At 36.1% G+C, this 12,320-nt stretch carries 12 protein-coding genes; all 12 read right to left on the bottom strand.

Features of this window, described 5'->3' with window-relative positions; all coding sequences use genetic code 11:
• Window positions 1-443: 443 nt before the first annotated feature.
• The 12 genes from IV57_RS00005 to IV57_RS00060 all read right to left on the bottom strand — a co-directional run bounded on the left by IV57_RS00005 (window position 444) and on the right by IV57_RS00060 (window position 12,188).
• A complete protein-coding gene (locus IV57_RS00005) occupies window positions 444-2,711 on the bottom strand; it encodes an ATP-binding cassette domain-containing protein (protein ID WP_057879433.1) in 2,268 nt (755 codons plus the stop codon).
• 432 nt (window positions 2,712-3,143) lie between these two features.
• Window positions 3,144-3,998 (bottom strand): aldo/keto reductase, encoded by an 855-nt coding sequence (locus tag IV57_RS00010; protein ID WP_057879434.1) that lies wholly within the window; start codon window positions 3,996-3,998, stop codon window positions 3,144-3,146.
• Between the two features lie 13 nt (window positions 3,999-4,011).
• Window positions 4,012-4,611: an NAD(P)H-binding protein gene (locus IV57_RS00015; RefSeq protein ID WP_057879435.1), complete on the bottom strand. Its 600-nt coding sequence runs from the start codon at window positions 4,609-4,611 to the stop codon at window positions 4,012-4,014.
• Between the two features lie 19 nt (window positions 4,612-4,630).
• Entirely contained in the window at window positions 4,631-5,071 is a 441-nt protein-coding gene (locus IV57_RS00020; protein ID WP_236704293.1) for a nuclear transport factor 2 family protein, read from the bottom strand.
• A gap of 126 nt (window positions 5,072-5,197) precedes the next feature.
• Window positions 5,198-6,655 carry an MFS transporter gene (locus IV57_RS00025; protein ID WP_057879437.1) on the bottom strand — a complete coding sequence of 486 codons (1,458 nt, stop codon included), beginning with the start codon at window positions 6,653-6,655 and terminating at the stop codon, window positions 5,198-5,200.
• 12 nt (window positions 6,656-6,667) lie between these two features.
• Window positions 6,668-7,045 (bottom strand): nuclear transport factor 2 family protein, encoded by a 378-nt coding sequence (locus IV57_RS00030; protein WP_057879438.1) that lies wholly within the window; start codon window positions 7,043-7,045, stop codon window positions 6,668-6,670.
• Between the two features lie 273 nt (window positions 7,046-7,318).
• Entirely contained in the window at window positions 7,319-7,690 is a 372-nt protein-coding gene (locus tag IV57_RS00035; protein WP_083488823.1) for a nuclear transport factor 2 family protein, read from the bottom strand.
• Between the two features lie 98 nt (window positions 7,691-7,788).
• Window positions 7,789-8,667 (bottom strand): LysR family transcriptional regulator, encoded by an 879-nt coding sequence (locus tag IV57_RS00040; protein ID WP_057879439.1) that lies wholly within the window; start codon window positions 8,665-8,667, stop codon window positions 7,789-7,791.
• Between the two features lie 77 nt (window positions 8,668-8,744).
• Window positions 8,745-9,338 (bottom strand): NAD(P)H-binding protein, encoded by a 594-nt coding sequence (locus IV57_RS00045; RefSeq protein WP_057879440.1) that lies wholly within the window; start codon window positions 9,336-9,338, stop codon window positions 8,745-8,747.
• Between the two features lie 29 nt (window positions 9,339-9,367).
• Window positions 9,368-10,405, bottom strand: a complete 1,038-nt coding sequence (locus IV57_RS00050; protein ID WP_057879441.1) for a zinc-dependent alcohol dehydrogenase family protein — start codon at window positions 10,403-10,405, stop codon at window positions 9,368-9,370.
• Window positions 10,406-10,449: 44 nt separating this feature from the next.
• The gene (locus IV57_RS00055) at window positions 10,450-11,301 is read right to left on the bottom strand and encodes an SDR family oxidoreductase (RefSeq protein ID WP_057879442.1); all 852 of its coding nucleotides are present in this window, start codon (window positions 11,299-11,301) and stop codon (window positions 10,450-10,452) included.
• A gap of 302 nt (window positions 11,302-11,603) precedes the next feature.
• A complete protein-coding gene (locus IV57_RS00060; protein WP_057879443.1) occupies window positions 11,604-12,188 on the bottom strand; it encodes a TetR/AcrR family transcriptional regulator in 585 nt (194 codons plus the stop codon).
• Between the last annotated feature and the right edge of the window lie 132 nt (window positions 12,189-12,320).

Here is a 12,320-nt window from a genome sequence, read left to right on the forward strand (position 1 = left end):
CACCAAGTTAGTGCCCATGCCGGGCGCACTTTAAAAAGTCTAGTAACCTTGAATTCAAGATTACTAGACTTTTTGTGTCTATAATTATGCAGTAAATGATTGCTTAATATCAGATAAGATCTTGTCATGCAATACTTTATTATTGATGGAGTTTCCAATAGATATCTAGAAAATGAGAGTATTCTAAATAGAACAACAATTTAACTTATATAATCTCAAACCCAAATCAGTTATTGATCTATATCATAACCGAATAGAAAATCATGACTTGCTTGCGTATAATTTTAACCAAAACTTGAGGTCAAATAATTATGCTCTGGAGTCTTCTTTCAGTTTGGTTACTGTTAATTAATCTTGCTTTAATAGCAGTTATTACTTTGATTGCTTTGATTTAAAAATCTGAGTAACAACGACATTGGCAATAATTATTAGAACTATAAAAGTCAGTTTACCAATTGTTTTAAGGCAGTCCCGGTTCGTGAATTAGGATCGGATATACTGTTCTTAGGTATTCCTTCATAACAAACTTGGCCACCGTATTTCCCCGCATCTGGACCCATATCGATCAACCAATCCGCTTGACTGATCAATGACAAATTATGTTCAATCAAAATTAAGGTATTCCCTTTATTTACAAGATCTTCAAACAAATTGATCAGTCGTTTGGTGTCACTTAAATGTAACCCTGTCGTTGGTTCATCTAAGAAGTAGATACTTCCGGTATGGTTCAATTCCATAGCTAATTTCACTCGCTGAACTTCCCCACCAGATAAAGTAGTCATAGATTGACTGAGATTTAAATAGCCTAAACCAACTTGATCTAATAAACTGACTTTTTTATAGATATTTGGCTGATCCTTAAAGAATTCCAAAGTATCAGCAATCGATAAATTTAGTACTTCGGAAATATCTTTGCCATGATATTTGTATTGCAAAGCTTCTTGACTATATCTCTTGCCACCACATAGTTCACAGACTTGAACGACTGGATCCATGAATGCCATTTCAGTAATCGTCACACCCTTACCTTTGCAACGGGGGCAGGCTCCTTTGCCGTTGTAACTAAACAATTGTGTAGACACGCCATCATTAGCTTTGCTAAATAGTTTTCGTAAGGGATTTAAGATATTCAAGTACGTCGCTGGTGTCGAACGAATATTGATTCCGACGGCATTTTGACTAAGATCAATATAATCTCGATCAGCTACCTGTTGTTTAATGGCATTGACCAAGGTACTTTTACCTGAACCAGCCGGACCAGATATAACTGTCATTACTTGCTCAGGAATTTTAGCACTGACGTTTTCCAAATTATGTGAAGTCACATGATCAACTTGTAACCAGCTCTTTGGAGTTCTCGCTTTTCTAAAAGTAGTCGGTTCACGTAACATTCTGCCAGTGATAGTATCTGATTTTAATAGTTCAGGATAAGTACCGGTAAATGTAACCTCACCACCAGCACTACCAGCCTTCGGACCAATTTCAACAATATAATCACCTGATTGAATAATTGCGGGATTATGATCGACTAACACGATTGTGTTTCCTCGGTCTTTAAGCTTTTTCAGTGATTTTGTTATTAATTGAATATCGTGCGGATGCAATCCAACACTGGGTTCATCTAAAACATAGACTAAATCTGATAATGAACTAGTTAAATATTTAGCAATTTTAATCCGTTGCGCTTCACCACCAGAAATCGTATCGGTCCCTCGATCAAGTGACAAATAACCCAAACCAATGTCTACAAGTGCCTGCACTTTGCTACGCAATTCCCTGATCATTGTTTCAGCAATTGGATCAGAAATACTATCAAGGAATTTTAATACATTAACCAGATCCATTGAACTGACTTCGGCAATGTTCTTACCCTGTATTTTTCCTTTGAGGGCTGTTTTATTCAGTCTAGTACCGTGACAAACTGGACAAGCTTTTCTAGTAACTATTTTAGATAAGGCTGCCTGATGATGTCTTCCAGAAGCACTATGGATAACTGAACGCATCATTCTTGGAACCAAACCTTCATACAAGGCAGTTCTACCCCATTCAGCTGGTGGATTTTTCAACTTTTGTTGGGGAGCATGCATGAATAAGTCATATTCTTTTTGGCTATAATCTTTAATTTTCTCATCTAAATCAAATAACCCACTGTGTCCATACTCATTCCAACGCCAAGTTCCTGGTTGAAATCCAGAAAAGGTCATGGCACCTTCATTGAGGGACTTGTTGGGGTCGATTAATTGGCTCTCGTCAACTTCATCAACAAAACCAAGGCCCTGGCAATTCGGACACATCCCCTGTGGTAAATTGAAGGAAAACCATTCTGAATAACCGACCCAAGGTTTTCCAATCCGAGAAAACATTAATCGCAACACGGACTGAATTCCGGTATAAGTTGCTAAAGTTGATCGTGAGCTTCGTCCAATTGGCTTTTGTTCTACAACAATGGCAACTGGCAAATGATCGATACTGTCAAAATCCGGTTGTCCAAATTTAGGCAAATATTGTTGCGTAAAACTTGGAAAAGTTTCATTAAGCTCTCTTCTTGATACCGCTGCTAAGGTGTCAAATACTAAGGAAGATTTTCCAGCCCCAGATAAACCTGCAAAGACCGTTGTCTGATGTTTTGGTATATCTAAATTGATATTTTTTAAATTATTCTCACGAGCGCCATGAATACTAATAGCACCATCCGCAAATAAATCTTTCATCATGAACCTCCTCAAATCTATCTATATATCGGATAAATCAGATTTACTTCTATACTTTGAATAGTATAGATTACCATTAATATTTTTGACAAGATAAGGGCATTGGGAGTACTTCGTTCATTACTACTAAAAAATCTTTAAAAATAAAAATGGACGAAAACCCGAAGGTAATCATCCACTTTAAGTGTGATCCGAAGAGACACACCCCAATTAGTAACTAAAGTATAATTAAAATCACACATATTGTAAAGTTCACCCCTAGCAATATATTGTTCCAAACTATCAAGGCAAGATTAATTAACAATGGTTTCAGATGTTATTTCATCAATTGATAATCTTTTATAGTTCCTTAATTATTCGATGATTAATAATAGTTTGTGAAAAGGAAGCAAAATCCTCTTCTGTTATCATTTGTAAGTTCCCTGTTGTTTACTAGTAACTAAACCGTGCTCCACCTAATTGTTTAACTGTGGCTGGATCATGCATATTACCAAATAAACTCACACCATTATCAAGTATCCTCATTTTTTTCATCTCTTCATCTGTCAAACCAAAATCAAAGATTTCTGAATTCTCAATAATTCTGGCTTCATGAACTGATTTGGGAATGACAACAATATTGCGTTGATTGAGCCATCTCAAAATAACTTGGCCATTGGTCTTGTCATACTTATCAGCAATCTCCTTAATTGTTGGATCAGTGAAGATACCCTTTTTACCTTCGGCAAATGGTCCCCAAGCTTCAGGTACGATATCATTGTCTAACAACCATTGAACCCGTTCAGGCTGAGCATAAAATGGATGCAATTCAATTTGATCAACGACTGGTTTGATTTCATTGTGCATCATCAAATCCTGTAGTCGATCATTTTCAAAATTAGCAACTCCGAGAGCTTTTAATTTGCCAGCTTTATATGCATCCTCCATCGCTCTCCATGAACCATAGATATCCCCGAGTGGTTGATGGATCAAATATAGGTCAATGTAATCCAAACCTAATCTTGAGAGTGAGGCATTAATCGCTTTTTTAGTATTCTCATACCCTGCATCTTGAACCCAAAGTTTAGTTGTCACGAAAATATCTTTCCGATCAAGACCACTTTCTTTGATTGCCGCACCGACTGCACGTTCATTCGAATAAGCTGCAGCGGTGTCAATCAAGCGATAGCCGTTCTTTAGAGCTTCCAAAACAGCCCTTTTACATTCATCAAAATCAGGAATTTGGAAAACACCAAATCCTAAAGTTGGCATTTTGATACCATTGTTTAAAGTTATTTCTTTATCCATAATTATCTCCTTATTATGCCTCATTAATTCCGACACTGGCTTTGTTATCTAGGGTATCTTCTTGACTTAATTTCACGACATAATCCGCAATACTGTCTCTGGAAACATCATGGCCACCAAATGGTTCACCTTTTTGAGTAATCTCATAATTAACCGGCCCATTTGTATACCAACCTGGACGAATGATCGTATAATTCAAATCTGATTGTTCGATTGCGTCTGCAGCTTCTCTAAAAGATCTTAAGATCCCATTACTATAAGGTTCTGGAGACTCACCTAACCATGACGGAATTTCTTGATAGATTCCCATGGTCGTAATGAATACTAATCTTTGAACTTGTTCTTGATCCATTACTTTAACGATGTGTTCTGCAAAGGCCTTCATATCACCACTCAATGCTACAAAGACAAAATCTTGTTCCTTAATAGCTGAACTCAATATTTCATTATCAGTCACATTACCTGATATTGCTTCTTCTCTCGATGCATCAATCTTCAGTCTATTGGCACGTCGTGAGAATAATGTTAATTGTGCGTCAGTCCTTTTTAAAAACATTTGACGTACGGCATTGCCGATTGAACCGGTGGCTCCAATAATTAATACTTTTTTCATAATATTCCCTCCAGAATCCTTATTTGATATCCTCTGTATTCCAGATAAAGTTTGAATTACGTTCAGAAATCAACCATTTATCATTAACCTTTTCATATTTATCCTCATATCTAACGCCCTCGTTAGTTGTAACGATTTTGCCATTTTCATCAGTCTTAACTAAAACAACATAGTTATAAGCCACACCGTTAGCATGATCTGCATCAACAAAATCAACTGTTTGTTGCCCACTCATATGAAAAACCGATGAATATTCATCCATTGACGAACTGAATGCTTTGAAGATGTTTTCTCGTCCTTTAAGAATAAAACTAACTTTACTATCATTGATAATATTAACGACACCATCTTCAGTGAAAAGTGCAACTTGTTTATCATTTTCTTTGGTATCCGAATAATTAGAGAACAAATCTACTAATTGTTTTAATTCAATACGATCTGAAATTTCTTGTGTATTCATTATATATAACTCTCCTCTATTTGTTTACAAGACCTATTATGTGTCCTGATCAACTATAAAAAAATGGTCAGTATTTTTTATTTGGTTACCTATGCCACTCTTTTTATAAAACCGTGACAATAAATTCTACCTTACCTGCTTGACTGGTTCTTTTCTCGTGAAATTGATAACGATGGCGATAATAATTAAGATAAAGCCAATTATCATAATCATATGCATCCCATTAAATAGAATCGTTCGCAATTGTGGTAATAAATCTTGTGGCAGATTTTTGGCCGATGATGCATCAGTTAATTTGTTGATCATTCGACTAGTAACTTTTCCACCATCTTGACTAGCTGTACTGATACTCAAAACAGCACCAAAGATTGCAGACATAAAAGTTTGTCCCAAGGTTCTAAATAACAAGCCAAACGTTGTTGAAACACTGATCAATTCTTTTCTAACACCATCTTGTAAGGAAACTTGCATTGGTGTAAATGAGAGCCCCATACCAAACCCCTCAAACGCACCACTGACTAATAACCACCAGTATGGTGCATTCTTCGTAGCCATGACCATTGCCAATGATGAGATGAAAACACTGACGATTCCTACCGTAACGATTTTCTTGTAAGCAATTTTGGGCATAAGTCTAGCTGTCAAGCGAGTTCCCAATAACAATAAAATTGAACCACCGATTTGAGTTAATCCGCCATATGTAGCATTCGTTCCAATCAATCCTTGAGACCACATCGGTGCATAAACACTGTATCCAATGAAAAATCCATTGATCAAAAACATAATGATATTTTGAGATTGGATCCGCCAATTCTTTAATAGTTCAGTTGGGACCAAAGGATTCTTTTTAGAAGCTTCAATGCGATAGAAAATAACAATCAAAATCAATCCAATCACGAATAAGATTACTGCTCTAGTTATACTCGAGGCGATAGAATCACTAGCAAATAGCAAAACTACCAATGTCAAAATCAACATCCCTGATCCTAAATAATCAAACGATTTATCAGCGATCATTTCCTTCTTCTCTTGATATGTAAATTGAAGCATCAATAAGGAGATGATTCCAATTGGCAAGTTAATAAAGAAAACCCAATGCCATGAAAGTGCATCGACTAACCAACCACCAATCAGTGGCCCAATAACAGTCGATAATGTATATGAAGCTGTTACCCAACCAAGAGCTCTAGCACGTTCGGAAGGATTTGGATAAAGATCAGCGTAAATAATAAATGGAATCGAAACCATCCCACCAGCACCAATTCCCATGAAGGCACGAGCTACGATCAGCATGATCATATCGGTTGACATGCCGCCGACAACCGAACTGATCACGAATAATAACACTGAAATTTGAAAGGTGAGCTTTTTTCCGATAATCTCACCAATACGTCCCCACAGAACCGTTGTTACCGCAGTTCCTAATAAGAAAACCGAACTGATCCAGCCAATCAATCTAATACCATTTAAATCACTAGTAATTGCCGGTAGGGCTGTATTAACAATTGTTGCATCAAGCCCACCCATAAAGTTGGCAACCAATAATGCCACTGTTGCTATTGCCATTCTTCTTTTTGTCATCATTTTTATTCTCTCCTAATACATTGACGCCTGCGACTTTGTAATTTGCCACTGGTTGTTATTTTTTTTCAATTCTGTTCTGGATTGCAGAGGCCAAGTATTACGAAAACCATATATTCTTGCATCAAGTTCGTTTCTTGAAATAACCTGGGCTGTATCTTCATTAACCACAACCTGCATTAACTTTTCTTTACTGCCGAAATAGTGCATTCGACCCATTTTAATTTGTTTTAACCATTCATTTTTACTTTGAGTCGTTCCCGTGATATGAACAAAGGTTGCCTCAGGAGCAATCACTTTATACAAAATATTTAAATCACCATCAATCATCCCTTTAACCTGTTGACGAACAACTGATGCAACTCTCTCTTCTTCATTAATTTTTGTTGCCATTATTATGCCTCATTGCTTTCCTTTGCGATGAATTCATTATGCAATGGATCATTTAGCAAAAAAATGGGCAGTATTTTTAAATGTGTGACATAAGTAACGATTTTCCAAAAAGAGTGTTATAAAATTTAATAACAACTGAATTTGGATGGAAAAATTTTTGCACACAACTGCTTTTCACTCAAAGAAAATAGGCAATAATAATCGCACCTTTGCGATTATTATTGCCTATTTTCCTTGATGTTCAAGGGCTAACCATGTTATCCACTCTCTTATTCAGTAAGTGCTAGCGACTTGTTTAACGATAATCCATTTATCATTTTGCTTTTCAAAATAGACTTTCATTTGTAGTGGCCAAGTATTTACTCCGCCACCCCAAATTCTGGCTTGAACAAGATTTTGACTAGTAAAACTTGCCTTATTACCCTCAATTTGAATGTCCTTAATATTATCTTCCTTAGAGGAAAAATATTGCATCTCATCGTTTTGAATCTGGTTGATCCATTCTAATTTGGGTTGAACATAACCTGTCATGTGAGTTAATTCCATTGAAGGTGCTAATATTTCATTCAAAGTGGCCAAATCTTTTTCAACCATAGCTTTGTTTTCAGTTCTAAACAATTGTTTAATTATTCCTGTATCAGTCAATACTTATCACGCTTTCCAATTTAAATCTACAAACATGATAATACCTTGGTTATTCGCTCTTAGCTATTTCAATTTATCATGATTTTAATAAGTTAAACTTATGAAAATCTTTGTTTCAATAATGCCGCAAAACTTTCAATATAAAAGCCTGAATTATCAGCTTTCCAATATGCATAATAGTTTTGAATCAACTTATGTTCACCCTTTACCAATTGGATGATTTTAACTATTTCAGAATTTAATTGCTTTTCCATTCGTTTATTTATTATCAAATACCCTTGATTAGATGCTACCATCATCTGAGCTTCATCATAATTTTTTGCTATAACAAACTCACCTTTTACTCCAATAATATCATGGTAATAGCTTTCCTCACTTTGTTGATTACCATCGTCAGAAATCAAAATACACGGAAAGTCAGCCAAAGTAGTAATATCGATTTGTTCAGAACTGACGGGTAAGGTTTTGTTAACCACAACTATGAATTCGCTATTCGTCAAAAATTCATTGTGATATTCATTTGTTAAAGCCCGTCTCTGATCGGAGAAAATTAGGTCCATTTCATTATTTTGTAATAGTTCATAGAGTTCTTCATGATTGCCACTAGTTATATGCAGCTTCACTTGTGGATATTTTTGAGAAAACTCTGAGACTGTTTGTAAAAATTCATTTGTCCCGAAGCTACGTAAATAACCAATATTTAAGGTCACCATATCCTTTTTGCCGATATTAACGATGTCTTTAGACAGTTGATTTACATTTTTAATAATATCTTGACTGTGGATATAAAAATACTGACCAGCCTCAGTTACTTCAAAGCTACGTCCCTTTCGTTCTATAAGATTTACGCCTAAATTGCTTTCTAACTCCTTCATCTGTTGAGAGATAGCCGATTGAGAGATGTTACATTCAACTGCTGCCTGAGTAAAACTGTGGTTCTTTACTATCGCGATAAAATACTCCATTTGTTGAAACATTTACTCACCTCAAATTCTTTTTAATCAATTGTAGCAGATAAAAAGCACTCATTTCTTGAAGAATTGAGTGCTTTTTTCTACTTTGTATTTAGGCCAACACTATCATGTGAATAATAATTCTCATCAGCAATTGCGTTCTTAGCAAAGTCAGCAATTGAACTGACAGAAACATTATGTCCCCCAAATGGTTCACCTTTTCTAGTAATTTCGTAATCAACTGGACCATTAGTAAACCAACCTGGTCTAATAATTGTATAGTTTAAGTCTGAAGCTTCAATCACATCCGCCGCATCACGATATGAACGTAGCATTGGATTCTCACTAACATTGCCACCACCTAAAGAAGCAGGGATCTCATTATAAATTCCCATTGAGGTGATAAAAATCAATCGTGATACATTATTGCGATCCATGGATTGGACAATTTTTCTAGCAAAGTTACCTAGATTGCCCGATAAAGCTACGAACACTACATCCTGGCCCTCAATTGCATTGTCCAAATCATCATCTTTAGATACATTGCCAGCAATGGCTGTTTCTCGGTCACCTGGTGTTATTCTACCAGCACTTCTTGCGAACAAAGTAATGTTAGCATTTGTTTCACGGTTCAAAGTTTGACGGACCGCAGAACCAACTGTTCCTGTGGCTCCAATAATTAATACGTTTGTCATTTTTTTACCTTCCAATTCTTGATTAAAATTTATTTTTCACTAATCAAAATCATTGATTTGATGGCAGTTCTTTTATCCATCGCATCATAAGCATCTTCAATATGGTCAAGATCAAAGCTCTTGGTAAAGACTTTACCTGGTTCAATTTTTCCGGAGAGTACTGCATCTAACAATACATTTTTGTCATCAGTAGTGACTGCTGCACTTCCTCCGCGTAAGCCGATATTTCTCCAGAATGGATTGTTAAAATTCATGTTGGCTTTATGAGGAACGCCGACACGTCCGACAATGGCACCAGGGCGTCCAACATCAATAGCTGTATTAATTGATTGCTCCGTACCAACACATTCAAGCACAGCATCAGCACCACTGCCTGTTAACTCCATAACCTCAGTGACTGCTTCATCACCACGTTCAGCAATAATATCCGTGGCTCCAAATTCCTTTGCCAATTTTTGTCTGTCTTCATGACGACTCATAGCAATAATGCGTTTTGCACCAAGTAGTTTTGCAGCCAGCACGCCAGATAAACCAACAGCTCCGTCACCAATAACTACAACCGTGTCATCTTTCTTTACTTCAGCACTAGTTGCTGCGTGGTAACCAGTTGCCATAACATCAGCTAAAGCCAAAAAGTTATTTAACATATCATCTGAATAATCTTCAGGTTTTCCAGGAATTTTAACTAATCCCCAATCAGCATTTTCATAGCTAACGTATTCAGCTTGATACCCTCCATCACGTGGTTGGGCATTCAAGCAATCTCCGTCAAAGCCTGCCAAACAAGCAGCACAGTGTCCACATCCATGGGTGAATGGAACAATTACAAAATCGCCCTTTTTGATATTCTTCAAATCTGATCCAACTTCATCGACAATCCCAATTGCCTCATGTCCTGTTAATGAATTTGGTTCACGTTCAGCTATTCCACGGTACCACCATAGATCTGAGCCACAGACACTTGCTCTGATAACTCTAATAATGGCATCAGTTGATTTTTCTAATTTAGGTTTTTCAACTTCAGTAGTGGACATTTCTCCTGGTTTAATAAAAATGGCTGCTTTCATATGTAAATTCTTCTTTCTCAAACAATTTTATTATAAATCATTTCTTATTTGGCACTTCCACTATTTCTAACCTCAGAAATATTTCCATACCAATATTGTGCTGTAATACCACCATCAGCCAAAAAGTCACTGCCAGTAATGAATGCTCCTCGACGATCCATCAGTAATTCCGCCAAATCAGCAATTTCATCAGGTGTACCCGGACGTTTAGTTACCATAGAGTCAAACATCTTTTTATATCCGGCACCGCGAGGTCCATTTAATTCATCAATAGCTAATGGAGTCATAATGATACCTGGACTAATAGCGTTAATTCTGGCACCTCTTTCTTGCCACTTAACTGATTCTGCCGCCACGCGTAAGACATTAGTCCTTTTGGCATATTGATAAGCTGCTAGGGAATCTTTAATTATGTCTTTCTGTAGAATTGGTAGATTCAATAATTCTTCAGTTGGCGTCATGGCTAATTTTTGATTATCTTCTGGTGATAGAGCGGGCAAACGATGTCCAGATTGTGATGAAATAACGATTCCCGCACCACCTGAAGTCATGACTTTACCAAATTCTTCTAATAAGACAGAAGTTCCATAAAGATCAACTTTTAAAATTTGTTCTGGACTAGCTTGTGATGGTGAAACACCAGCCGCATTGACTAATCCCATAATATCTCCCAAACTTTGAGCTTTCGTAACGACCCTTTTGATTGATTCACGAGATGAAAGGTCTGCCTTGATGGTTGAAACCACAAATCCCGATTCAGTCAAACGTTGTTTCTGTTCAATTAGTTTTGCTTCATTATAGTCAGCAATTAATAACTTGCGGCCAGCAGAAACTCGTCTAACAATTGCTTCTCCAATTGATCCTGCACCAAATAATACGATAACCTCGTTATTCATTTATATATACCTCATTTATTTTTGATTGATTTACAAGTGCCATCTTACAATCAAAATTAAGATTGACCAATTCCAAATCAATCAACAATTGATAAGATTTACTTATATGTTGATTTTATTTAGTAGAATGAATCAATAATAGTCATTAATATCCGAATTTAGACGATCAAAAAAAGACTGGAACTCAAATTAAGGCAAATAAGCCGCAGTAATCGTATTCTGATTACTGCGGCTTATTTGTTATGTTGTGTTCCACGCTTATGCTGCATGTTTAAATTTAAAAGCAGTTATGTCCCAAACTCTTAATTATTTAATTTCAAAAAATCATCAACTCCACCTTGCATCAAGGCAGTCGCTGATTCAATAACATCTTCGAGTGATTCTTTCTTACCTTGATTTATCCATTGTTTGTAGACATTCAACCCTGTCTGTTCAACAAAATTCAACAAGATCCTTTTTTCCCAATTTTTCAACAGATTGAATTCCTTTGATTCTCCCCAAGTTGAATTCATCACGCTATCAATCATCTGCTGACGAATCCCGACATAATTACCAACTGAACTAGCCGTGATTCGATCATATGCTTCACCTTGTTTTGCTGAATATGTAAAAAAAGACCGCACACTTTTTCCTAAATCACGTGGATACTGAAGTTTCCTAACCTCTTCTAAAAATCCCTTGGCATATTGAGCTTGCATTTCGGCCAACAGATCATCAAGAGTAGGATAGTATCGATAAAAAGTTTTTTTATTAATTTGGGCCATTTCAGACAATTCTTTAACAGTGATTTTTTGATATTCTTTTTCACAAATTAACTTTTCAAATGCCATATAAATACTAGAAATAGTTCGTTGTACCCGTAAATCTTCATACCCTGTTAATTTCATCGTATTTCACCCTTTCTATGATAATCTCAATTCTTTTAATATACCGGTTAATCCAATTTCAGATATTACCTATTAGGATTTTTATAGTTAAGTTATGATATTTTGAAGGGTATTTAACTTACTCCAATTATT

This window comes from Companilactobacillus kimchiensis, assembly GCF_001438805.1.
GTDB classification, from domain to species: domain Bacteria; phylum Bacillota; class Bacilli; order Lactobacillales; family Lactobacillaceae; genus Companilactobacillus; species Companilactobacillus kimchiensis.